The following is a 24,144-nucleotide window of genomic DNA, read 5'->3' on the forward strand; positions in this document are numbered from 1 at the left end:
GTGAAATAATTTCAGAGGGCTTATCGATAAAAAGTTTTACCTAATTTGGAGGTGTAATATGAAAGATATATTCACGAATCTTCTAAAGGGGCTGGTTGGAAGGCGCGGCTTTCTGAAGCTGATCGGAAAGACGGCGCTTTCCGCCTCGGCGCTCTCCCTCTTCGGTCCGAAGAGGCCGGAGGCACAGGCTAGGGTCTTCCCCTCCGGGAGCTCTGAGGTGCTGCTTAAAAATGGGCTTATCGTCGACGGGACGGGAAAGAAGGGCTTTTTAGGAAACCTCCTGATCAGGGGTAACAAGATAGCCGACGTGACGGGAGAGGATGTCAAGACAAGCGGGGCGGTTATCGACTGCACCGGGAAGGTGATCTCGCCCGGGATCATCGACGCCCACTCACACATGGACTGGTACCTGCCGATAGAGGGGCATCCCGAGGTGAAGACTACTTTCACCGGCCAGGGGGTGACCACGTTCGTTGCCGGAAACTGCGGTTACGGGATAGCAGGTTTCAGGAAGGACTCCACAACCATGGACAAGGTTCGATTCATCGACAAGGGGCTCTTTAAGCTCGAATGGAACACGATGGAGGAGTACTTCTCCCACCTTAAAAAGATGGGTTTGACTCACAACCTTGTGAACCTGGCGGGCCACGGCACCACGAGGGCGTCGATGAGGGGATTCGATGCGAGCCCCCTGAACAAAGGCGAGATGACGGAGATCTTAAGCCACCTCGAGTTGGCGATGGATCAGGGGGCCTACGGAGTCTCCTTCGGTCTCCAGTACGAGCCGGGAATATTCGCCACATTGGACGAGATCGGGGAGATCGCAAAGCTGATAAAGAAGAAGGACAAGATTCTCACCGTCCACATGAAGGCGTACTCCTCCCTCTCGGGGACGTATCCGCTTAAGCTCTTCGGCACGCCTCACAACCTCTTGGGGATCGAAGACATGATCAATGTGGCCAGGGAGACCGGCGTCAGGATGGAGCTATCCCACCTGATCTTCGTGGGGGAGAAGACGTGGAAGACGGTCGACGAGGCGCTGACGATGATCGACGGCGCCGTATCGGAAGGCCTCGACGTCAAGTTCGACACCTACTCCTACCACTGCGGGACGTCCATCATAAACGTCTTTTTCCCGGAGTGGTTCCTGGCGAAGGTCCCCGGAGCCTACGAGGACAGGAAATTGATGAAAAAGCTCAAGAGGCAGATATTCCTCATGGAGTCGCTTCTGGGCTTCGGGTACAAGGATATCCAGATAACCGACGCCAAGTGCGAGGAGCTGGAAGAGTATAACGGGATGTTCCTCTATGACATAGCCAAGAAAAGAAACAAGCCCCAGTTTGAAAACTTCATAGACTTCGCCAGGAAGAGCGGCGGCATTGCCCGGGTCTTGAACCACAGGTACACTAACCTCGAGATCGTGGAGGAGCTTATGAGGCACCCGGCCTCCCTGTTCATGACGGACGCCCTGCCGGCCCTCGATGGGGTGCAGAACCCCGGCTGCAGCGGCTGCTTCCCGAGGTTTTTCCAGATAGCGAGGGACAACAAAGTCATCTCCCTGGAGGAGGCGATATACAAGATGTCCGGCGCCTCGATGGAGAGGTTCAATATCAAGGACAGGGGGATATTGAAGGCAGGGCTTGCGGCCGACGTTCTCGTCTTCGACGAGAAGGGGATTGTGGACAACAACACCCTCACCGAGACCGACAGGGCGCCCTCCGGGATAGAGGCGGTGTTCATAAACGGCGTGCAGGTCCTGAAGGACGGCGCCGTCGACGGCTCGATCAACGCGGGAGTCGTCGTCTCGTAGGGGGGGAAGCGGGCCTTTGATTTAACCAAATATGGAAATCTATGAACATCGGGGACTGAATGATTATTTGCCCTGAGAACGAGGGGGGTCTTTTTAAGGCCCCCTTTTTTTATTGGAGATTTATCTCGTTTATTTAGACCGAACGCAAGGCTATCCCCATTTTTTGAACAACAAGTATAAACGTTTTGCATTTGCATCGATAGTTCGCTATTATTATGGAGGGTATTGTTAAAGGGAAAAGAGGAGATAAGATATTTTTTGGGGGTTACAGATGTCACCGAAGGAGCAATTATCACGGCTTAATATCGACGGGGAGTGGTTTGTCGACGAGAAGGGTAGAAAGGCCATCCTTAAGGGGGTGAACCTCGGTGGGGACTCTAAGGTGCCCTATCCCTACGGCGGGACGGAACTCCCCACGGACTTCTCCGACCACAGGGAGGTGTCATTCATCGGAAGGCCGTTTCCCTTAGAAAAGGCCCACGAGCACCTGTCGCGCCTGAGGGCCTGGGGCTTCAACGTCCTTCGCCTCCTGACGACCTGGGAGGCGGTGGAGCACGCCGGCCCCGGCAAATACGACGAGGAATATCTCGACTACTACGCCGAGGTGTGCAGGCTCGCCGGGGAACACGGCCTTTACGTCTTCGTCGATTTTCACCAGGACGTCTGGAGCCGGATGACCGGCGGCGACGGGGCGCCCTGCTGGCTCTTCGAGAAGGTGGGGATCGACTACACGAAGATACCGCAGGCCGACGCCGCGGTGGTCATGCAGAACCTCTACGACTACGGCGACCCCCGGCCCCGCCAGGGCGAAAACTACCCGCAGATGTGCTGGGCCTCCAACTACGATTACCCGAGCAACGGAATCATGTGGACCCTCTTCTTTGGCGGCAAAGACTTCGCCCCGGACCTCAAAATCGACGGCGTCAACGTCCAGGACTACATGCAGGGTTGTTACCTCAACTGCCTGAAGGAGGTCGGAAAGAGGGTCAAGGATCTCCCGAACGTCCTCGGCTTCGATACCTTAAACGAGCCGCACTACGGCTGGATCGAGAGCTATCTCGACGACTCAATCGAGGCGGAGGGTGGGGAGAAGAAGCAGGTTCTCGGCTTGGTCTGGAAGCCGATCGAGGCCCTCTACTGCGCAAGCGGAAATTCGGTTAAGCTCCCAAAGATGAAAATATCGATCTTGAGGGCCGGAATCGCCGTGGAGAAGGTGGTGACCGCAAACCCGAACGGCGTCTCGATCTGGCTTGAGGGGAGAAAAGACCCGTTTGCGGCCGCCGGGGCCTGGGGGGTGAAGAGGGACGGGGGATACGAGATTCTTAGAAACGATTTCTTCAGGGTAGTCAACGGGAGGGAGGTAGATTTCGACCGGGACTACCTTTTCCCCTTCTTCCACCGCGTCGCCGAAGCGGTGAGGGAGATCAATCCCGAGTGGCTGATCTTCGCCGAGAAACCTGAGGAGAGGGAGAGGTACGAGCGGGAGTTCGTTGGCGATGTCCCGGAGAGAATGGTCAACGCCTCTCACTGGTACGACATCGTGACGCTTGCAACCAAGCTCTCCTTATATCCGGTCAAGTTCGACCACAGGCGCAATAAACTGCTCTTCGGCGGGAAGAGGATCCAGAGGATGTACGAGGAGCAGCTGGGGATACTTAAGGATGCGTCGGGGAGGGTCAGGGGGAAATGTCCGACCCTCGTCGGCGAGTTCGGCCTCCCCTACGACCTCAACGGAGCAAGGGCCTACAAAAGGTGGGCGAGGGGGAGCCGCTCCCCGAAGATATGGAGGAGCCACGTCATGGCGCTTGACCTGATGTACAACGCCATGGACGCGCTATTTTTGAACTCGACCCAGTGGAACTACACCGCCACAAACAGCAACGACCTCAAGATAGGCGACCGGTGGAACCAGGAGGACCTGAGCATATTCAGCGAAGACCAGAGGGACGATCCCTCCGATATAAACAGCGGCGGGAGGGCGCTTGAAGGTTTTGTCCGCCCTTTCCCCCCATTCACCCAGGGGACGCCGATTGAGTCGAGATTCGACAGAAGAAAGGGCGTGTACATTTTGAGGTACACGGCAGACACGAAGATAAAGGCCCCCACCGTGGTATTCGTTCCCCGCCTCCAGTTCCCAAAGGGATGCAGCATCGATGTGGAAGGTCCTAAGGGGTGCGAGGTGACCGAGGACAAAGAAGCCCAGCTCTTCACAATCACCGCCGGCGGCGACGGCGAGACGACGGTGACGATCAGGAGATAGGCTGTTTGTCATTGCGAGCCCGCCGGTGGCAAAACATATCATTGCGTACCCGGTAGGTACTAAAAAACCTGTCATTGCGAGCCCGCCGGTGGCGGGCGTGGCAATCGGGTTGAATCTTTAGAGGGGGGTTAATGATGTGTGATTACGAAGCAGAATATTCGGCTATAATATTTGCTGAGGATAAAATAGCAGAATACAAATGTCCCCATCGCTCCTTGAAGAAGGTGGATAAGGATGGAAAGAGCTACTGTATCTTTCACAGTAAAATAGAGGATAAGGATGTTGAGAAATTCTATAAAGAGTTTAAGGAGTTATATAATAAGGGGGAACACAACTTCACCGGTTTTGTTTTTCCGAAGGATTTTAGTTTTAAGAGATTGAGGGATGAGACGGAAGGGCTGGGATTCTCCAATGCGATTTTTACAGAAGCATTATTTATTTGTGACGCATATTTTGCAGGAGCTACATTCTCCAGCGATAATATGACCTCATTCTATGGAGCGAAATTTGTAGGCGATGGTAATGCAAACTTTATGGATACGGACTTCTCCGGCAAGGGCCTGACCAACTTCCGCAATGTGCAATTCTCAAATAAAGGCTCGGTTAACTTCGCTTTAACGCAATTCAACAGTGAAGGTGGAACAAATTTCAATGGGATTCAATTCTACAACAAGAGAGGGACTTATTTTATCCAGACACTATTCTCAAGTAAGGGAGGAATATATTTCAAAAAGGCAGATTTTTCAAGTGAGGGGGAAGTGATTTTTAAAGGCAAACTATTTTCAGAAGAAACAGAAGTAGATTTTCGTGATGTCACATTTGAAACACCGGGAAACGTAACCTTTGATGGAGTTAATCTAAGTAAGTGCCGTTTAATCGGTACAGACCTCGAACACATCAATATTAAAGAAGTCTTTTGGAAGAATAAGAAGAAGGATAGTTGTTGGCGATGGGGGAGGATGAAGGTTTACGAAGAAACCCTTCAAACTGCAATATTTAAATGTGGGGGAGAGAGAAACCACTACGAAGTATACCAGCTTTACAACCAGCTCCTCTTGAACTACGAGAGGACATACAGGCACCACGAGGCGGGGGACTTCTACGCCGGGCAGATGGACATGCGGAGGCGGGGAAACCTCGACAGGAAGATTTTCTCCCTGATCATCCTAACACTTTACAAGGGTGTCTCCGAATACGGCGAGAGGCCGGTCAGGGTTTTAGGTTGGCTATTGTTCACACTTCTCGCTTTCGGGTTAATCTATGCTTGGATTGGAATCGAAGGCCCGCCGATATTTGAATCATTTCATTATCTAAATGAATACGTAAAAGGCTTAATAGTGAGTCTGGACATTATGACCATCGGAAAGGTTAAAGAAATATTTAGAACAGCTTATACTCTAAATAGTAAGGATGGTTTATGTGCTAGCTTAGCCAAGCTTGGACATGTAATTTCAAGTGCATCTCTGCTGACACTCTTCCTCCTCTCCGTCAGGCGCAGGTTCAGGAAGGTTTAGCGTCGGGGGAGGAATTTAACCCTGTTTCACCCAGAGCGGTCGAGATAAATTGAACGTGTAAATCCAATATTAATGACAATACCAATAGTAATATTAATGCTTTCAAGGAGGTAATCCATGAATCCATTTGACTTGAGTATATTCGTTGGCCGCCTGGCCCAGGACCCCAGCTATACCGAAGCAACAAATCAGGCCATCGCCCTTCTTAGAGACCCCAACCACTTCCAGTGGTATCTCATCCCCATCTTCGTCTCCATCTTCATTTTCTATTTCAGCGAGGTGGAGAGGAAAAACTGGAACGTGGTCATGGCCGGGCTGTTTTTCTACGGCCTGGAGTGGTTCTTCGAGATACTGAACTCGCTGTTCCTCTACGTTCACGGCACCTCCGCTTTGTGGACCACGCCAGGCGTCAACTCCGCGGGCGTCGTCAACAGCGCCTACATCCTTCTGGTGGGGCTTAACATCGAGATCAGCCTGATGTTTCTCTTTCTCGGAATCGTCTGCGCAAAGCTCCTGCCCGTGGACAAAAAGAAGAAACTCTTCGGCATAAACAACCGGATCTTCTACGCCGTTTTCTTTGCGATCCTCTGCGTGATCGTCGAGATCATCCTCAACTTCTGGGACGCCCTCATCTGGGAATACGGGTGGTGGAACCGGTACAACCCGATCCTGATAATCCTCCTCGCCTATTCTCCCCTGATATTCTTCTCGTACAAGGTCTATGACATGAGAACGCTTAAGAAAAAGGCCATCGCCACGGGGGCGATGTACGCGGTCGACATTGTCTTGCTTGTCGTGTTCATCGGCATCCTCGGATGGATTTAAGATTGTCGAAGCTTGAAGATTGGGCATAAAGTCAGCCCCTCCCCCTGGGGCCGAAAGAATTCGTTGACTTTAGGCGGGAGTTCAAGATATATATTGGCTGTGGAGAGGCGGATCAAAATATCGATTGTTATGGATGCGATTGTTATGGAGGATTGGAAAATGGCAGATTACGGAGTTCGGCTCGAATACAGCGGCGAAAACGACAGGATAGCGATTGTCACCATCGACCGGCCGGAGAAAAAGAACGTCTTTGACGAGGCGATGTTCAACTCCTTAGAGGAGGCGGCGGAAAGACTTGAGGGTCGGCTTCCCAGGGTCGTGGTTCTGACGGGAAGGGGGGAGGGGGCCTTTTCTGCAGGCTTCGACGTAAACCCGGACAATCCCCAGGTGAGCGGCCTGATAGATGCGGTTACCAAAAACGACATAGGTCCCTGCGAGACCCTCATGCTGCGAATCAAGGAAGTCGTAAACAGGCTTGTCTTTCTCCCGATTCCTATAATCTGCGCGATAAACGGCATCGCCTACGGGGGCGGGGCGGAGCTCGCCGTCCGTTGCGACATGAGGGTCATGGACCCAAAGGCCGTGATCTGCTTTTCGGAGGTCAAGCTGGGGCTTATGCCGGACTGGGGGGGAGGGCCGGCCCTGACCAGGCTAGTGGGGCCTGCGGTGGCGGCCGACCTGATCCTTACGGCGCGAAGGGTTAAGGCAGAGGAGGCGCTGAGGCTTGGGATCGCAAACAGGATAAGCGAGGGAGGGAGCGCCCTCAAGGAGGCTGTCGACATCGCGGAGACTATATCGAAAAACGGCCCGAGGGCGGTGAGGAGCGCCCTTTCTGTTATTCGTGAAGCTCCTGGCATGTCGCTTAACGATGCCCTCGATCTTGAGACAAAGACGGCGGCGGAGCTCACCGCAGGGGGGGAGTGCGTTCACGGCATCACGGCCTTTCTCGCCAAGAAGGAGCCGGAGTTCCCGGACGAGTAGGGGAAATTTGATCCTTGTATCACTATTTTTATCCATAAAAATTTTGGATAAATTAATCAAATCATTGACGTTTCCGGTTCTGCTTACCTAAAACAAAAATGGGCGTAATAATGATATTGGGATTGCGCAGTATCTTCTTGACATGATAATCCAAAATTATATAATTAAAGTTTAAACTATTTTCATTCCTGTAGATCAAGCGAAGGCTGTATTCTGCTATAGCCAAGCCGTAAATTACGCTTTTTTACCGAGATGACATTGGAATAATGAAGGGGAAGAACATATCTAAGGATGAGCTCCTTAAAGAAGTGGCGGAGTTGCGCCGACAGTCTTCAGAACTGAAAAAAATCGAAACCGAAAACAAAAAGGTTTTGGAGGCGCTTCGTGAGAGCGAAGAGCGCTACAGGCACCTGTGTGACGCCTCTATGGAGGGAGTCGCCATTCATGAGGGGGGGATCATTATTGATGCAAATAGGGCCTTTGCCGAGATGTTCGGGTATGAGAGGGGCGAGGTTATCGGGATAAACGCCCTCGATCTTTCCGATCAGAGTTTCCGGGACCGAATATCAAAAGGGACGAGATCCAAAAGGGAGGAACCTTGTGAAGCGGTGGGGATTAGAAAGGACGGATCGACTTTCATTGGAGAGCTTCACGCAAAGGAGATCATTTATAAGGGGAAGGACGTTGGATTAATTACCATAAGGGACATAACGGAGAGGAAGCTTGCGGTTAAGGCTTTGAGGGAGAGCGAGGAGAAGTATCGCAGTGTCGTGGATAACGCAAGGGAGGGAATATCAATCACTCAGGATTGGTTATTCAAATATGCGAATAAAGAGCACAACAAGATATTAGGTTGTGAAATTCATGAGCTCATTTCAAAGCCTTTTATCGATTTCATTCACGAAGATGACAGAGATATGATTCTTGAGCGATATAAGATGGTCCTTAGGGGTGAGAATATCCCGGGAAAAACTATTATCAGGATCAAAACTAAAAGCGGACAGTTGAAGTGGGTGGAGCTAAAGGCGATGATGATTAAGTGGGGGAGAGAGAGCGTTGCGCTCACTTTCATGGAGGACATCACCGAGGCCAGAAACGCAGAGCTTGCATTGAGGGAGAGCGAGGAGCTGAAAAGGAGTCTGCTCGATGCGTCGGCGGTGGGACTTGCTTTTTCCGAGGACAGGAAGGTTATCTGGGCAAACGAGACGATGGTAAAAATGTTCGGCTTCACCGATGAGAAGGAATATGTAGGAAAAAGCACCCTTTCCCTCTACGTCGATGAAGAGGAGTACAACAGGGTGGGAAAGCTGATCTACGAAGGGCTGAAATCGGGAGAGGTGATCGAGACGGATTCACAGTTCAGGAGAAAGAACGGAGCCATCTTCTACGGAAACGTCAGGGTAAGCGTTTTAGATCCCTCAAATCCTATGAAGGGGATAATCGTAAGTATTTTGGATATAACGGAAAGGAAGCGCGCCGAGGAAACCTTGAGGGAGAGCGAAGAGAAGTACAGGTCCATCCTCAGCAATATTGAGGATGGTTATTATGAGGTGAACCTTAGTGGCGATGTAACTTTCTTTAACAATTCGGCGAATAAAATAATTAAATACTCGGAAGAAGAGCTGATGAGGATGAACTTCCGCGATTTCATGGACGAGAAGAACGCCAAGAAGGTTTTTAGGACATTCTACAAGGTTTTCAAGACGAGAAGGCCGACAAAGGCCTTTGACTGGGAGCTTATCAGGAAGGACGGCACGAAAATCTACGTGGAGGTTTCAGTATCGATGAAGACCGACAAGGATGGGAATCCAACGGGATTCAGCGGTCTCATAAGGGACATCACGGAGAGGAAAAATACCGAGGAGTCATTGAGGAAGAGCGAGGAGAAATACAGGACCATCCTAGGAAGTATAGAGGATGGCTATTATGAGGTGGACCTCAAGGGGAATATGACCTTTTTCAACGATTCTACCCTGAAGATTATTGGATACTCGAGAGAAGAGCTGATGGGTATGAACAACCGCGAGTTAATGGACGAGGAGAACGCCAAGAAGATATATAAGACATTCAGCAGGGTTTTCAAGACGGGAAGACCTATAAAGACCCTTGACTGGGAGTATATCAGGAAGGACGGCACGAAAATCTACATCGAAGTATCCGTCTCGCTGAGGACCGATCAGGATGGGAATCCCATGGGATTCAGGGGTCTGTTTAGAGATATAACGATAAGGAAGAGGGCAGAGAAGGCGCTTCGTGAGAGCGAGGCGAAGTACAGAGACCTCATCGAAAACGCCGTTGACCTGATCTTCACGATTGATATGAAGGGCAACATCCTTAAGGTCAACGAGGCGTTTTTAAAGGAGACCGGCTGCAGAACCGAAGAGGCCATAGGAACCAGTTTTACAGATCACCTGATTCCCCTGGACGAAACGATAAGTATGGAAGCATACAAAGAGATCAAGTTCGGCGAGACCCGCAACTTCGAGCTGAGGGCCAAAAAGAAGGACGGAAGCATCGACTGGTACTCGTTTGTCACAAGGCCGCTTTATGATACGAACAGCAAGGTTTCTTCAGTACACTGTATCGCGAGAAACGTAACGGAGAGGAAAAGGCTCGAGGAGGAGCTTATGGACGCCCAAAAGATGAAGGCCGTGGGCACCCTTGCCGGGGGGATAGCCCACGACTTCAATAACATCATGGCGACAATCTTGGGATACGCATCGTTTCTTCGCGGAAAGACGGAAAAGGGGGACAGTTTTTACAAGGGGCTTTCCGCCATTGAAAAATCGGCGATCAGGGCGTCGGAGCTAACGGCACATCTTCTGGCGTATTCCCGAAAGGGGAAGATCGAGATAAAGCCGATCAACATTAACACCGTAGTCAAGAACGTCCATGAGATTATCTCCGGAACCTTTCAGAAATCGATAACGATTGACCTAAATATCTCCCCGAAACTTGATAGCATTGAGGGAGACATTTCGCAGATGAATCAGGTTGTGTTGAACCTCGCATTAAACGCCAGGGAAGCCATGCCCGAAGGCGGAACCATCAAGATCGAGACCTACATGGAAGATATAGACAGTCCTATCAGAAGAGTTAAATATACCATTGAGCCTGGGAGATATGTCTGTTTGAGGATCACGGATGACGGGATAGGGATGGACAAATATACCCTGTCGAGGGTATTCGAGCCCTATTTTACCACCAAGCGAGAAAAGACCAGCACGGGGCTTGGGATGAGCGTGGTCTACGGAATCGTAAAGGGGCACAACGGCTACTTCGATATCGTTACGGAGCAGGGGAAGGGAACAGAAATCACGGTCTATATCCCCGCCTCCAAAAAAGAGGTGGAATCCAATAATGTGGAAGTTGTAAAGAGTGTCGGCGGTACGGAGACGATTATGGTGATAGATGACGAGAAGGAGGTGCTTTCAATGGTGGAGAGCGCCCTTGCCGATGCGGGATACAAGGTGTTGATTCACAGCTCGGGGGAAGAGGCGTTAAATGCATACAGAAAAAAGCCGAAGGAAATAGGTCTCGTTATCCTTGATGTTATCATGCCGGAGATAAGCTGCGAGGAGGTGCTGAAAGGACTTCTTGCCGTCGATGAGAACGTCAAGGTGCTCCTCGCCAGCGGTTACAGCAACGAGGAGCGGCACAACGATCTAATAGAGTTGGGCGCATCCGATTTCATCGGAAAGCCGTTTATGATAGATGAACTTTTAGGTAAGGTCAGGAATACTCTAAATGGGGCGACCGAGTAGATAGCCCCCCCACCTTCCACACCCCCCCGGAAAGTTGTTGAAAATGGGAGGAGTGACCTGTATGCCGGAATCGCTCACACCATAAACGAGGCTGTTTTTATCCACACCAGAAACGATGCGGTTTTTCATCCTCCCTTTAACCCGGCCTTCAGAGACGAGACGAAATTACCCACCTCCTCATACAAGAGGTCTCCCTTATTCCCGTACTCCTCGATTATATTTACGAGGGCGCTCCCCACCACCACGCCGTCCGAGACCTCGCCCAGTTTAGCTGCCGTCTGGGGGTTGGATACCCCGAAACCGACGACGACCGGTAGCTCTGTCTTTCCCTTAAGCCCGACTATCTGATCCCTAACGTCCGCCGGAAGCTCGTCCCGAACCCCGGTAACCCCGGTCACCGAGACGTAGTAGAGAAAGCCGGATGCGTCGGCGATTATCCTACCCAGCCTTTCGCCGTCCGTCACCGGCGAGATGAGGTTGATGAAATCTATCTTCTTGGGGTACGTAAACCTCCTGATTTCCCTCGACTCTTCGTAGGGGAGATCGACCGTTATCAATCCGTCTATTCCGACCTCCGCCGCCCTCTCGGCGAACCTCTTGGGGCCGAAGTTCAGGATGGGATTGTAGTAGCCGAACAATACGATGGGGACGTTAAGGCTCGGCCCCACTTCGTCGATGAGGTTCAATATCCCCTCCAGTGTTGTCCCCACGTCGAGGGCCCTGCCCGAGGCCCGCTGGATAGTGGGGCCGTCCGCCATCGGATCGGAGAAGGGTACGCCGATCTCTATTATATCGGCCCCCGCCTCTTCTATGGTGAAGAGGAGTCTTGCCGTCTTTTCGAGGTCGGGGTCGCCGGCGGTTAGGTACATCACGAGCCCCTTCTCGTTTTTCGCCCCGAGTCTTTCAAACGTATCTTTAATCTTACTCATTTAGAGTCACCCCCAAAACCTTCGCTACCGTGTTGATGTCCTTGTCGCCCCGGCCGGAGAGGTTCACTACGATGATCTCGTCGGCCCCCATCTTCGGGGCGTTTTCGATCACCCAGGAAACGGCGTGGGCGCTCTCCAGCGCCGGCATGATTCCCTCGAGCTTCGTCAATCTTTGAAAGGCGTTTAGCGCCCCTTTGTCGTCGGCGCTCTCGTACCTCACCCGCCCCAGATCGTTGAGCAGGCTGTGCTCCGGCCCCACACCCGGGTAGTCCAGCCCCGCCGAGAGCGAGTGGGTGTGGAGGATCTGGCCGTGCTCGTCCTGCAGTACGTACGACTTGGAGCCGTGGAGGACGCCGACCCTCCCCCTCGATATCGAGGCGGCGTGCCTCTCCGTATCTATCCCGTCCCCCGCCGCCTCCACGCCTATCATCTTAACCTCCTCGTCCTTCAGGAAGGGGTAGAAGAGTCCCATTGCGTTGGAGCCGCCCCCCACACACGCCACGAGGTAATCGGGGAGCCTTCCCGTACAATCCCTGATCTGCCTTTTGGTCTCTATCCCTATCACCGACTGGAAGTCCCTGACCATCATGGGGTAGGGGTGGGGGCCCGCCACGGAGCCTATCACGTAGAAGGTGTTTCTCACGTTGGTGGCCCAGTCCCTGAGCGCCTCGTTCATGGCGTCCTTCAGGGTGGCGGAGCCGGAGTTAACCGGCGTCACCTTCGCCCCCAGGAGCTTCATCCGAAACACGTTGAGGGACTGCCTCTCGATGTCCTCGGTCCCCATGAATACCTCGCACTCGAGGCCGAACAGCGCCGCAGCGGTGGCTGTCGCCACGCCGTGCTGCCCGGCTCCCGTCTCGGCGATCATTCTCTTTTTACCCATCCTCCGGCCAAGAATCACCTGGCCCAGGGTGTTGTTTATCTTGTGGGCGCCGGTGTGGCAGAGGTCTTCCCGTTTGAGCCAGACCTTCGCCCCGCCGAGGTGGTCGGTCAACCGCTTGGCGAAGTAGAGGGGCGTGGGGCGCCCCGCGTAGCTCTTAAGATACAAATCGAGCTCGGAGAGGAGGGCGAGGTCCTTCCTGTTTTTCTCGTATGCCTCCTCGAGCTCCAGTATTGCCGGCATCAGCGTCTCGGACACGTACCTGCCGCCGTACATGCCGAAGTGTCCCTTGCTGTCAGGATACTGCATCTTCAATATCTCCTTTTAACTGTGCTTTCTTCAACGACGCTCCGTTTAATGAAGCCTCGTTTAATGAAGCAATTTGCGCGTTCGTTATGAAACGATCGAGCTTTTGGTGGTCTTTTACACCGGGCTCTTTTTCGACCCCGGAAGCCGCGTCAACGCCGTACGGGGCGTACTCCCCGACCACGCGGCCCACGTTTTCCGCGTTCAGTCCCCCGGCGATGATGATTCTGTAGTCCGGGATATATTTTTTGACGAGGCCCCAGTCGAAGCTTATGCCCGTTCCGCCGTGGGCACCCGGACGGTAGGTGTCCAGCAGGAATGTTGTCCCCTTCTTGTATGAAGAGATAAGCTCGAGGCTGCCGGCGTCCTTCACGCGGATCGCCCTGATGACCCTAAATGGGAGGTCGTCCGGAAATTCGTCCGGCCCGTTTGGCCCCTCCGGATATATCTGAACGGCGTTTAAGCAGCACATCTCGGCCGTCCTGGCGATCAGCTCGACCGGTTCGTCCACAAAGACCCCTACGGTCGATATGAACGGTGGGAGTCCTCTGACTATCTCTTCTGCCGCCTCCGGCGTCACGAAGCGGGGGCTCTTCGGGTAGAATATGAAGCCGAGGGCGTCCGCCCCAAGGCGCGCCGCGGCAAGGGCGTCCCGATCGTTTGTAATCCCGCATATCTTGATACGAATTCCCATAATTTTAATAAATGCCTTAAAAAAATCAAACTGTTCTTGAATTGCCTGTGGTGCGGATTCATTTATACTCCCTCTCGTCCCCACAAAAATTCGACTCCCCCCTTCCCCGACTGGCCAACTCAGCCGAGGCCCAGAAGCTCCCTCATCTTCCCGCCTACATTTTTCGCCCGCATGAGGCTCTCCCCCACGAGGAAGGAGCGGATGCCGGAGCGCATCAGGAAAAAAATATCGTCAAAGCCGTTGATCCCGCTGGCGCTTACCACCGTCTTCTCCTCGGGGATCATCTTCGAGAGATTTATCGACGTGTTGAGGTCGGTGGTAAAGGTCTTGAGGTCCCTGTTGTTGATGCCGATAAGCTCCGCCCCCTCCGTCAGGGCTGTCTCGACCTCATCGGCGTCGTGCACCTCAACGAGGCAGTCGAGGCCCAGCTCGTTTGCAGTCTCCTTTAGTTCCCTTAAAAGGGCCGGATCGAGGGCAGCGACTATGAGGAGTAGGGCGTCCGCACCGAGCGCCCTCGTCTCGTATACCTGGAAGGGATCGATGATAAAATCCTTGCGGAGAACCGGTATTTTCGTTCTCTCCTTGGCGTCAATGATAAACCGATCGCTTCCGCCGAAGAACTCCGGTTCCGTAAGGACGGATACCGCGGCCGCGCCGTTCTCCTCGAATACGGCGGCGAGCCCGCCCGGGTCGAGGTCGTTTCTGATAATCCCCGCCGACGGGCTTCCCCCCTTCACCTCGGCGATGATATTTATCTCCCGTCCGGAGTTGAGGGCCCGTATGAATCCCCTGGGTTTCTCCATGTCGGAGATTCGGCCCTTGAACTCCTTAAGCTTCACGTCCCCTTTCAAGGTCTCTACGTATTCCCGCCGCCCGGAGACTATCCTCTCGAGGATGTTTCTGTCTCCCGTTTGTTTCGTTTTATCCATTCTTTTGACCGTGAGCCTTTGTAAATTCCACAAGCCTCTCGAGCGTCTTCTTTGCGAGGCCGCCGTCTATTGTGTCGGCCGCCATCTCGATTCCGGCCTCGAAGTCCGGGGCGAGTCCAGCCACAATCAGGGCCGCGGCGCTGTTGAATACGACAACGTCCCGCTTGGGGCCGTCGGCACCCTGGAAGATATTCCTGATGATCATGGCGTTTTCGGCGCTGTCGCCTCCCCTGAGGTATTCAAGCCTTGTGGTTTTGAGGCCGAACTTCTCCGGCTCTACCGTGAAATTCTCTATCCCGCCGTCCTTCAGGTACGATACGGCCGACGGCCCGGCGGTGGTGAGCTCGTCGGTGCCGGAGCCGTTTACCACCATCGCCCGCGCCGACCCCAATGCATTGAGGACCTTCGCGATCACCTCAACGAGATTAGGATCATAAACGCCCAGAAGCTGGGCGCTTGCCCCCGCGGGGTTGGTGAGAGGCCCCAGGATGTTGAAGATCGTCCTTATGCCGAGCTCCTTTCTCGGGCCTATGGCGTGCTTCATGGCGCCGTGGAGCTTCGGGGCGAAGAGGAACCCGATTCCCACCTCCTCGATGCACTTCTCGACCTCTTTGGGCTCGAGATCGATGTTCACCCCCAGCGCCTCCAGGACGTCGGCGCTTCCGCACCTGCTCGATACCGACCTGTTGCCGTGCTTTGCGACCACGGCCCCGGCGCCCGCCGCCACCAGCGCCGCCGCGGTCGAGATGTTGAACGTGTTCTTGCCGTCACCCCCCGTCCCGCAGGTGTCGATTACGACCTTCCCGTTTGCGACCTTTGGATTGATCTTCACGGCCTTTTCGCGCATGATCGCAGCCGCGCCGGCAATCTCGTCGACCGTCTCGCCCTTGATCCTCAATCCGGTTATGAAGCCGCCGATCTGGGCGGGGGTGGCCTCGCCGCCCATGATCTCGCTCATAGCCCCCTCCATCTCGCTCCGGGTAAGGTCCTCACCCGATGCTATCTTGTTTAAGGTTGACTTGATCATGACTTTCTCCTCTTTTTGCTATTTCAAGAAAGTTCGCCAAAAGCTCCTTCCCGTAATCGGACATGACCGACTCGGGATGGAACTGGATCCCGTACACGGGATGCTCTTTGTGTTTTATCCCCATTATCTCGTCCCTTTCGGTCCTCGCCGTCACCTCGAGGCAGTCCGGCACGGAGTCGGGATCGATAACGAGGGAGTGGTAGCGGACGGCCCTGAAGGGATTCGGGATCTCGACGAAGAGCTCGTCGTCGCTGTGGAATATCATGGAGGTCTTGCCGTGCATAATCCTTTGGGCCCGGACAATCTTCCCGCCGAAGGCGGCGCCGATAGCCTGATGGCCGAGACACACCCCCAGAATCGGCCTGACGCCGGCAAACCGCCTTATCAGGTCGATCGTGACGCCCGCCGAGTCGGGGGCTCCCGGCCCCGGAGATATGACGATGAAATCGGGATCGATCTTGACCGCCTCGTCTACCGTGATCGCGTCGTTCCTGTAGACCTCCATCTCCCGGCCCATCTCACCCAGGTACTGGACCAGGTTGTACGTAAAGGAATCGTAGTTATCTATCACGAGGATCATCTCTTTTTCCCCCTGTCGCTATCTTAGCTTCATGTTCTTTCTGGCCATCTCCACCGCCTTCAGCATCCCCTTGGCCTTGTGTTGGGTCTCTTTGTATTCCATCTTCGGGTCGGAGTCGTAGACTATCCCCGCCCCGGCCTGCAGGTAGATCTTTCCGTTCATAACCAGCATCGTCCTTATCGTTATGCACATGTCCATGTTCCCGGAGAAGCTGAAGTACCCCACGGCCCCCCCGTAGGTGCCCCTCCTCACCGGCTCGATCTCCTCGATGATCTCCATCGCCCTGACCTTGGGCGCCCCCGTCAGCGTGCCGGCGGGAAAGGCGGCCCTCAGGACATCGAACGAGTTATGCCCGTTTTTAAGCCTTCCCTCCACATCGGAGACGATGTGCATGACGTGGGAGTATTTCTCTATTCGCATGAGGTTTGCGACGTTGACGCTCCCGAACTGAGCTATCCGCCCGAGGTCGTTCCTGCCGAGGTCAACGAGCATGACGTGCTCCGCCAGCTCCTTAGGGTCGGAAAGCAGGTCTTCCATCAGCCTCTCGTCCTCGTCCGCACTCTTTCCCCTGGGACGGGTGCCCGCGATCGGCCTGACCTCGACCCTCTCCCCCTCCTTCCTCACCAGGACCTCCGGGGATGACCCCACGAGCGTCAACTCTTCAAACTGGAGATAGAACATGTAAGGGGAGGGATTGATTATCCTCAACGCCCTGTAGAGTTCGAACGGCTCCACGTCGATCTCCATCTCGAAGCGCTGGGAGAGGACGACCTGAATGATGTCGCCGTTGATTATGTATTCCCTGCATTTGTCCACGGCTTCGGTGAAGTCCCTCTCGTTGAAGTTCGAGTCAACGAAGAGGGGCACGCCGTCGTCGGACTTGAGCTTCGTAAGATTAAGTGGCTGACCCAGCTTGTGGATCATGCGGTTTATCGTGGACGTCGCCTCGACGTATGAGTCCTCGGGGGGCGACGAGCTGTCCAGGAAGACATTCGCCACGAGCTTCATGGTGTTTCTCGCGTTGTCGAATACCACCACATTGCAGGGGATTATGAAGTATGAATCGTAGGTCTTGAGGTCATCCGGCTTTGAATTCGGGATATTCTCCATGAACCTCACCATGTCGTAGCTCAGGTATCCCACGGCCCCGCCGTAGAACCTGGGGAGGCCGGGCACATCCACCACCGGGCGGTAGCGGTCCATGATCTCTTTCAGCTTCGACAGCGGGTCATCCTCCTTCGTTGTGTAGAGGAGCTCGCCGTTCTTCAAAACCTCTATCATATTTCCCTTTGAGCGAAATATCATCGCCGGGCCGATCCCGAGGAAGCTGTACCTCCCCCACTTCTCCCCTCCCTCCACGCTCTCCAGCAAAAACGACGGGGATGCGCCGTTGAGCTTCTTGAAGGCGGAGACAGGCGTCTCCAGGTCAGCCAGTATCTCCTGATAAACGGGGATCAGGTTTCCCTCCATCGACAGTCTCTCGAATTCCTGAAAGGTCGGTGTGATCATATCCGGGTTCCTTTGGGTCACTTTTGAAAATAAAAAAAGTTGTGGACGGTTCATATCCACAACTTTTGGGCCATAACTTTCAGGCGCAAAAAAGCCGTGGAGAATGAGTTTCGTCCACGGCCTGAAAAATCAGCTATTTAAAAAAACAGGTTTAGGCCGGCGAACCCCTCCATATGTGGCTCTGCCACGCCCAAGAATAAACCGAAATATTCTTTTTGGAAGTCTTGTTAAAAATCTTGTTAAAAGATTTGCTGATCAACCTGAGTACCTGTTAAATTTACATTTGAGGGGAAATTATACCGGTTTCTTCTTTCTTGTCAAGTGTTTTTTTGAGTTTAAGGCTATTTTCCCCATAAAAAGGCGAAGAAATCGGGAGGAGGCGGTTTTACATCAATGAGCATATTAATAAAACTGCGTCAAGAAGGATTTTATTTGGTCCTCTCGTGTCTCGTCCCGTGTCTCCCCGCTCCCTTCCAGCGGGGATTCGTCCATGCCCACTGGTCCGGGTATCTTCGGATCTGTTTCTCTATCACCTCGTTCATGATGAGGGATATGTTGTAAATGTCCTTCTCTTTGTCTCCGGTCAGCTCCGGCTCGATCGGCGGGAATATCTCTATATCGAATTTCGAGTCCTCTACCACGTGGATAAAGGCGGGGACTATGGGCGCCCCGGAGCGGAGAACCAGGATGGCGGGGCCTGGGGCCGTCAATGCGTCCCTTCCAAAGAAGGGGACGATTATCCCATCGCGCTTTTTCCTCTCGTCGGCGACGATGATTACTATCTCGTTGTTTTTCAGGGCCCTCAAGATATCCTTTGTGGCGCTAAACCCCTTGTCGGCGTCTATTCTTTCGATCCCGCATATCTCTTGATAGCGTTTGTACACGCCCTTTAACGTTTCGTTGCTCGGATCCTTCAGGACCACATTAAAGGGGATCCCGGTCATTGTGAGCCTTACGATCATGAGGACAAAGTTCGACAAGTGGGCGCTTAAGAGAATGGCGCCTTTTCCCTTCTTTAAGGCCGATTCCAGGTGTTCTATGCCCGAGATGGGACAGTTTTCAATGATCTTTTGGTGATTTCTCGGATTCAAGTAGTAAATGAGATCGGGAAATGTCTTGGAAAGATTCCAAAACACGCTTTTTATGAACTTCCGCCTCTCCCTTCTCGTAAGGTCGCTCCCGAAGACGATGTCGATATTCGGAATTACTATTTTCCTGATGTCCGGAATGAGATAAACAACCGGGTATAGCGGGCAATAGATCATGTACATGATCGTGTTGGTGATCTTGAGCGGTATCTTCGGGATAATGAATTCCGCTATCCCTATGAAAAACCCGCCGATATCGTAGCGTAATTTTTTCAGAAAGCTCTTCATGGATTCACCAATTTAAACTCTAAATTTTATACGCTTACGTCCAGAAAGTCAACTTATTAAGTCAGTGGGATTTGAAAAATGTTGAATCCGTTAGGGCAAATCTACATCTAAAGGGGCATGAAAGAGCTGATGATACTGATAGGTTTTTTGCTGATATGGTTTCTCCTCCAGGGGGTTATACTACCCAGGTTCGGTGTCAAGACCTGACTGAGGCCCGACGGATGTGCCGAGGATCGGCACAAAGAGGATAAGCCGGAGAAGTAGGGCGGGTTTATTGTCTGGACTCGTTTAATAGATCCCCTTCGATTTGCCCCTCCAATTGAGATGTGATGCAAATAGAATGATTCTTAAAAAATCTCCTGTTTGGGAGTGATATAGGATTATGTGGGGATTTTAATAAGTGACGAAGGGTCTCGGATGGAGCCGTCAAAAAGCCGAATATTTCCCGCCTCGCCCGATATGACCGAAAGGGAGTCTTAACGTTTTGCCGCAGGTTCAAGAGAGGGGTGACGACCTTTATTTGGCTTGGGATTATGGTTCGGTTTACCCCGGCTTGAGCCGGACGGGTTGCTCATGTCCCGCCTACATCTTCCACCTGGGATTCAACCATATCCACTGGTCGGGGTACTTCCTTATGTAGTCCTCGATCGACTTGTTGACCTTTGCCGTTATCTGGTAGATATCCTCTTTTTCGTCCCCGGTTGGCTCGTATTCTATTCTGGGGAGGATATCGATAACGCAGCCATCCTCATGGTTGATGTATATCGGGATTATTGGGGCTCCTGTTGTCAAGGAGAGGACGGCCGGACCTTTTGCGGTCAGGGCCGGCTTTCCGAAGAACGGCACGGAGATGCCGTCCCTCTTTTTTCTCTCGTCGGCGATGAGGTAGACGAGCATGTTGTCCTTCAGTGAGCTCAAAATGTCATCCCTCGCCCTTTCCCGATCGTCCACGTCAATATATTTTACGCCGCTGATGCTCCACCACTCGCTGTATTTTTCTTTCAAGAACTTGTTCCTCGGGGCCTTTGTCGGGACGATAAAGGGCATGTCCGACTGGGCGAGCCTCACGGTCAGCAGCATGAAGTCCACCATGTGTGAGCCAAGGCCGATGACGCCCCTACCCTCTTTCAGTGCCTCTTCTAAATGCTCCCTTCCCGAGATGGTAATATCCCGCTTGAGCTTATCGTGATTTTTCGGGTGGCCGTAATAGAGAATTTCCCCCGGCATCCTGAAGAGGGATTTTAAAAAACTTCGGCAGAGGCGCCTTGTCTCGGATTTTGTCAGCTGATCCCCGAAGGCGATGCGGAGATTTCCGAAAAGCTGCCTGCGAAGGGATGGAATGCGATACAAAAAGGGGTAAAGAATTAAAAAGAGAGAATCCGAGATAAAGCGGGTTAAAAAGAGGGGGGTTCTTGTGAAGAAGAACTGAACAAAGGAGATCACTATCTCGCCCAGGGCACTTCTTAGTCTTTTAAATGGTACTTTCATAGATATAGTAAAATTTTAATAAATAGTTTTTGTAGCCCGAATATAATATTTTTGGGCTTATAAGTCAATAAAAATGTACTTATGATGAAGCCGGTCGGTCGGTTTTTGTTAAAAATCTAAAATATGGTTTTGGATTTGACGGCTTAATGAGAACGACATTTTTACAGATACCTAAAATGTACCTAACGACTTTTTTACCGTCATTTTCTTGACATATTATGTTACTTAAAATATCATATGAAAAATAATCTTTAGTGCAGTGGTATGCAGGAATGATTATCGATTTTTGCGTTACCCCTCCGGCAAAGGAGGTCCTCTCCGGTTTTAGGGATGTGCCTAAGCATCTTGAAGGCTATTTTCGCCTTTACGGCGGAAATATCGAAGATTTAGAACAGCTTGCCAAACTGACCATCGACGATTTTTTCTCCCTTTTGGATCACGCCGGGATAGATATCGCCGTAATTTTCGGCGAGGATATGGAGACGACATACAACAGGAAGATACCTAACGAGATAGTCCTCGATCTTGTGCAAAAATATCCTGACAGGCTCAGGGGTTTTGCGGGGGCCGATCCCCATAAAGGGAAGAAAGCGGTAAGGGAGATCGTGAAGATGGTCGGGGAGGGCCTTTCCGGTGTTATGGTCGCCCCCTGGGAGCACAACCTCTTTTCGGACGACAAAAGGTACTTTCCCATCTACGAGAAATGTATCGAGCTTGATATACCGATCTGGATACACACATCACTGAATTTTTCCCACCTCATCCCCATGGAATACGGAAGGCCGCTGATCTTGGATCGGGTTGCCGTGAGGTACCCGGAGTTGAAGATCGTGGCCGGCCATTCCGGGTGGCCCTGGGTTACCGAGATGGTGGCCGTGCTGTGGCGTCACCCGAATGTATACGCGGATATCTCCGGAGTCAGGCCCAAATATATGGGCATGATAGAGACCGGCTGGGCGCCCCTTGTCCACTACGGCAATAATATCCTCAAGGATAAGATCCTCTTTGCCACGGCATGGCCGCTTGTTATGTTCCACGAAGCGGTCAACGACGTAAGGGGGCTTCATCTAAAGCCTGAAGTTGAAAAGAAGTGGTTTGGCGAAAATGCCAAGAAACTCCTTAAATTGGAGGATTGAGAAAGAGAGGTTGAAGCGGTATGGACGATTGACAACAAAACCTTTTACATTTCCTTTTGATCACTTAAATTCATGCTCTCCTGTTACACTCCCAAAACAGACGTCATAGTCTTTCCCGCTTTGTTATATATTGTGTTTCTTATATTATCTATTACCATTTTTTTATTGGAGGGTGAGTCATGACTCAAGAAAAGGGGAAGCTCGTTAGGGGCCTTACTCTGATAACCGTTTTTACCCTTATAACGGGGGCCATGGTCGGGATGGCCTGGGCCACCATTATCGACAAGCTGTTTGATTACGCCGGGCCTGCCGTGATCCTCTCCGGTATTATCGCGGCGTTCTTCTCGGTCCTCATAGGGCTCTGTTACGCGGAGCTCTGCGCCGCAATGCCCTACGCCGGGGGCGAATATCACTACACGAAGAGGGCGATGGGGGGGTTCGCAAGCTTTGTCACCGGGTGGTTTCTGATTATCGCCTATTCCTCCATGATGCCGTTCGAGGTGATAATATTTTCCAAGGTCGCAAGCTCGCTGATGCCGGAGTCCTGGGTGGAAAGCGGTTACAACCTTTGGGGGTATACCTTGCCTCCGGTCGCCATGATAATCACCGGAATAATCGTGGCCCTCTTCTTCGGGGCGGTCAACTACACGGGGATTCGCATATCCGCCATCGCCCAGCTTATCTTTACGGTACTCCTTTTCTTGGGGATTGCGGTCTACGTGGTCGGGAGTGTCCCTTATGTAAATCTGAATATGTTTTCCGATACCTTCTTCGACAAGGGAGCCGGCGGGATGCTGATGATGGTGCCCATAGCCATGCTGGCGTTCATGGGATTTGACATAGTCCCCCAAGCGGCCGAGGAGATCAAGTCCCCGATCAGAAAGGTCGTCTTTCTTATACCTCTGTCCGTGCTTTTTGTTCTCATATTCTACACCGGTGTTTTCTTTATTTCCTCCAGCGTGGTGCCGTATACCGACGTAGTGGCGTACGGGGCCGCAAAGGTCGAAGTCCCGATCCTGCCGATTGCCGAGATGACCCTGGGCCCGACCCTCTCCAAGGTAATCATCGTGGCCGGTCTCATGGGGCTTATCACGACGCTGAACGCCTTCATGATCGGCTCGTCGAGGCTGATGATGGGGATGGCAAATGACGGCGTCCTGCCGAGGGTCCTCGGAAAAGTCCACCCCAAGTTCGGGACTCCCCATGTGGGAATAGTGGTACTGACGATTTTTGGTATTTTAGGGTCGTTCTTCCCGTTTTTACTGGCGCTCATGAAGGTAGGCTCTTCAGCGATACTTGTGGCCTTCATAATGGTCTGTCTCTCCCTGATTATATTAAGGGTAAAGGAGCCGAAAATGGAGAGGCCCTACAAGGTCCCGATGTACCTGTTTGTGGCGGTACTGGCGCTTATCGGATCGATCGCCGCCGAGCTCATCTCCATCTACGTCCTGATCGAAGACAAGGAGCTGGTTGGAAGTGTGCTCTTCTTCGGGCTTGCGGCCGTTGGCCTCATTTATTATTTCGCAGTTGCCAGAAAGAGGGATTTGGATGTGACGGTGAAGAAATAAGAGTGGTGCAACCGCAGCTTAAAGTCAAAATTATCCGAGGTCGATTATGATGTAAGTCGAGTGTGCCGTAAATACTATACGTATGGGAATCGTTATAATTCCGCCGAAATTGTCGTTCTTCGTCCAAATTCGCTCGCCCGGGGAGTCTGATTGTAAGAAATTGTTTTTTCCCGTTGAATAAAAAAAGCGGTTGAAGACGGTTTAGAGTGATGTTGATACTAAAAATTCCTTGAGAAACATTCCGTTTATGGGCTCGCCGGCCGGAGGGATTTATTAAAAGATTCCCCTTTGTATTGTCGGCAATTAATCATTGGAATTTACGTTGACCGCCAAAAGGAGTATATTCCCCGTGAAATAGGACGGCAGGATGTTTTACTGATCGAAGTTTTTTCCCTGACCACCCTCCGGGGATACAATAGTATATCGCAAAACAGAATATCGATTGATATATCCAAAGGATTAAAGTCCCTGACATATTGAAGGGGCATTTTTATGGTCTATACGATAAGACCAATTGTATATTATAAAGGATAAATAAAATATTTTGGCGTGAACTGATGTTGTGAGT

The 24,144-nt window shown here is 52.2% G+C and carries 17 protein-coding genes; 8 read left to right on the plus strand and 9 right to left on the minus strand.

Annotated features, from left to right (window positions below; all coding sequences use genetic code 11):
* Positions 1-58: 58 nt before the first annotated feature.
* The 6 genes from JW984_13630 to JW984_13655 all read left to right on the plus strand — a co-directional run bounded on the left by JW984_13630 (position 59) and on the right by JW984_13655 (position 11,154).
* A complete protein-coding gene (locus JW984_13630) occupies positions 59-1,810 on the plus strand; it encodes an amidohydrolase family protein (protein MBN1574233.1) in 1,752 nt (583 codons plus the stop codon).
* A gap of 271 nt (positions 1,811-2,081) precedes the next feature.
* Positions 2,082-4,070 (plus strand): cellulase family glycosylhydrolase, encoded by a 1,989-nt coding sequence (locus tag JW984_13635; GenBank protein MBN1574234.1) that lies wholly within the window; start codon positions 2,082-2,084, stop codon positions 4,068-4,070.
* A gap of 131 nt (positions 4,071-4,201) precedes the next feature.
* Positions 4,202-5,584, plus strand: coding sequence for a pentapeptide repeat-containing protein (locus JW984_13640; GenBank protein ID MBN1574235.1), 1,383 nt, complete (start codon positions 4,202-4,204; stop codon positions 5,582-5,584).
* Between the two features lie 117 nt (positions 5,585-5,701).
* Positions 5,702-6,409 carry a hypothetical protein gene (locus JW984_13645; protein ID MBN1574236.1) on the plus strand — a complete coding sequence of 236 codons (708 nt, stop codon included), beginning with the start codon at positions 5,702-5,704 and terminating at the stop codon, positions 6,407-6,409.
* Positions 6,410-6,568: 159 nt separating this feature from the next.
* Positions 6,569-7,390, plus strand: a complete 822-nt coding sequence (locus JW984_13650) for an enoyl-CoA hydratase/isomerase family protein (protein ID MBN1574237.1) — start codon at positions 6,569-6,571, stop codon at positions 7,388-7,390.
* A 266-nt stretch (positions 7,391-7,656) separates the two neighbouring features.
* Positions 7,657-11,154 (plus strand): PAS domain S-box protein, encoded by a 3,498-nt coding sequence (locus JW984_13655; GenBank protein MBN1574238.1) that lies wholly within the window; start codon positions 7,657-7,659, stop codon positions 11,152-11,154.
* Positions 11,155-11,279: 125 nt separating this feature from the next.
* Here the strand turns inward: JW984_13655 and JW984_13660 are convergent, their stop codons facing one another.
* From JW984_13660 to JW984_13700, 9 genes are all read right to left on the minus strand, one after another.
* Positions 11,280-12,083, minus strand: coding sequence for a tryptophan synthase subunit alpha (locus JW984_13660; protein MBN1574239.1), 804 nt, complete (start codon positions 12,081-12,083; stop codon positions 11,280-11,282).
* On the minus strand, positions 12,076-13,272 hold the full coding sequence (trpB, locus tag JW984_13665; GenBank protein ID MBN1574240.1) for a tryptophan synthase subunit beta: 1,197 nt from the start codon (positions 13,270-13,272) through the stop codon (positions 12,076-12,078). The genes JW984_13660 and trpB overlap by 8 nt, the downstream gene beginning before the upstream one ends.
* Positions 13,259-13,963 (minus strand): phosphoribosylanthranilate isomerase, encoded by a 705-nt coding sequence (locus JW984_13670; GenBank protein ID MBN1574241.1) that lies wholly within the window; start codon positions 13,961-13,963, stop codon positions 13,259-13,261. Before JW984_13670 ends, trpB begins: the two co-directional genes overlap by 14 nt.
* A 119-nt stretch (positions 13,964-14,082) precedes the next feature.
* Positions 14,083-14,892: an indole-3-glycerol phosphate synthase TrpC gene (trpC, locus tag JW984_13675; protein MBN1574242.1), complete on the minus strand. Its 810-nt coding sequence runs from the start codon at positions 14,890-14,892 to the stop codon at positions 14,083-14,085.
* The gene (gene trpD / locus JW984_13680) at positions 14,885-15,919 is read right to left on the minus strand and encodes an anthranilate phosphoribosyltransferase (GenBank protein MBN1574243.1); all 1,035 of its coding nucleotides are present in this window, start codon (positions 15,917-15,919) and stop codon (positions 14,885-14,887) included. The genes trpC and trpD overlap by 8 nt, the downstream gene beginning before the upstream one ends.
* On the minus strand, positions 15,882-16,499 hold the full coding sequence (locus tag JW984_13685; GenBank protein MBN1574244.1) for an aminodeoxychorismate/anthranilate synthase component II: 618 nt from the start codon (positions 16,497-16,499) through the stop codon (positions 15,882-15,884). The genes trpD and JW984_13685 overlap by 38 nt, the downstream gene beginning before the upstream one ends.
* Before the next feature lie 18 nt (positions 16,500-16,517).
* A complete protein-coding gene (gene trpE / locus JW984_13690) occupies positions 16,518-18,008 on the minus strand; it encodes an anthranilate synthase component I (GenBank protein ID MBN1574245.1) in 1,491 nt (496 codons plus the stop codon).
* A 428-nt stretch (positions 18,009-18,436) separates the two neighbouring features.
* Positions 18,437-19,384 (minus strand): lysophospholipid acyltransferase family protein, encoded by a 948-nt coding sequence (locus tag JW984_13695; protein ID MBN1574246.1) that lies wholly within the window; start codon positions 19,382-19,384, stop codon positions 18,437-18,439.
* Positions 19,385-19,966: 582 nt separating this feature from the next.
* On the minus strand, positions 19,967-20,872 hold the full coding sequence (locus tag JW984_13700; protein ID MBN1574247.1) for a lysophospholipid acyltransferase family protein: 906 nt from the start codon (positions 20,870-20,872) through the stop codon (positions 19,967-19,969).
* Positions 20,873-21,144: 272 nt separating this feature from the next.
* Here JW984_13700 and JW984_13705 point away from each other — a divergent pair, with 272 nt between their 5' ends.
* A complete protein-coding gene (locus JW984_13705; GenBank protein ID MBN1574248.1) occupies positions 21,145-22,008 on the plus strand; it encodes an amidohydrolase in 864 nt (287 codons plus the stop codon).
* A gap of 179 nt (positions 22,009-22,187) precedes the next feature.
* On the plus strand, positions 22,188-23,576 hold the full coding sequence (locus tag JW984_13710) for an amino acid permease (GenBank protein MBN1574249.1): 1,389 nt from the start codon (positions 22,188-22,190) through the stop codon (positions 23,574-23,576).
* Positions 23,577-24,144: the final 568 nt, after the last annotated feature.

Origin of the sequence: Candidatus Zymogenus saltonus (genome assembly GCA_016929395.1) — a bacterium.
Taxonomy (GTDB): domain Bacteria; phylum Desulfobacterota; class Zymogenia; order Zymogenales; family Zymogenaceae; genus Zymogenus; species Zymogenus saltonus.

What these genes read in the sequence shown, in the direction of transcription:
- JW984_13630 (MBN1574233.1), top strand. Translation starts at nt 59, where the DNA reads ATGAAAGATATATTCACGAATCTTCTAAAGGGGCTGGTTGGAAGGCGC.
- JW984_13635 (MBN1574234.1), top strand. Translation starts at nt 2,082, where the DNA reads ATGTCACCGAAGGAGCAATTATCACGGCTTAATATCGACGGGGAGTGG.
- JW984_13640 (MBN1574235.1), top strand. Translation starts at nt 4,202, where the DNA reads ATGATGTGTGATTACGAAGCAGAATATTCGGCTATAATATTTGCTGAG.
- JW984_13645 (MBN1574236.1), top strand. Translation starts at nt 5,702, where the DNA reads ATGAATCCATTTGACTTGAGTATATTCGTTGGCCGCCTGGCCCAGGAC.
- JW984_13650 (MBN1574237.1), top strand. Translation starts at nt 6,569, where the DNA reads ATGGCAGATTACGGAGTTCGGCTCGAATACAGCGGCGAAAACGACAGG.
- JW984_13655 (MBN1574238.1), top strand. Translation starts at nt 7,657, where the DNA reads ATGAAGGGGAAGAACATATCTAAGGATGAGCTCCTTAAAGAAGTGGCG.
- JW984_13660 (MBN1574239.1), bottom strand. Translation starts at nt 12,083, where the DNA reads ATGAGTAAGATTAAAGATACGTTTGAAAGACTCGGGGCGAAAAACGAG.
- trpB (MBN1574240.1), bottom strand. Translation starts at nt 13,272, where the DNA reads ATGCAGTATCCTGACAGCAAGGGACACTTCGGCATGTACGGCGGCAGG.
- JW984_13670 (MBN1574241.1), bottom strand. Translation starts at nt 13,963, where the DNA reads ATGGGAATTCGTATCAAGATATGCGGGATTACAAACGATCGGGACGCC.
- trpC (MBN1574242.1), bottom strand. Translation starts at nt 14,892, where the DNA reads ATGGATAAAACGAAACAAACGGGAGACAGAAACATCCTCGAGAGGATA.
- trpD (MBN1574243.1), bottom strand. Translation starts at nt 15,919, where the DNA reads ATGATCAAGTCAACCTTAAACAAGATAGCATCGGGTGAGGACCTTACC.
- JW984_13685 (MBN1574244.1), bottom strand. Translation starts at nt 16,499, where the DNA reads ATGATCCTCGTGATAGATAACTACGATTCCTTTACGTACAACCTGGTC.
- trpE (MBN1574245.1), bottom strand. Translation starts at nt 18,008, where the DNA reads ATGATCACACCGACCTTTCAGGAATTCGAGAGACTGTCGATGGAGGGA.
- JW984_13695 (MBN1574246.1), bottom strand. Translation starts at nt 19,384, where the DNA reads ATGAAGAGCTTTCTGAAAAAATTACGCTACGATATCGGCGGGTTTTTC.
- JW984_13700 (MBN1574247.1), bottom strand. Translation starts at nt 20,872, where the DNA reads ATGAAAGTACCATTTAAAAGACTAAGAAGTGCCCTGGGCGAGATAGTG.
- JW984_13705 (MBN1574248.1), top strand. Translation starts at nt 21,145, where the DNA reads ATGATTATCGATTTTTGCGTTACCCCTCCGGCAAAGGAGGTCCTCTCC.
- JW984_13710 (MBN1574249.1), top strand. Translation starts at nt 22,188, where the DNA reads ATGACTCAAGAAAAGGGGAAGCTCGTTAGGGGCCTTACTCTGATAACC.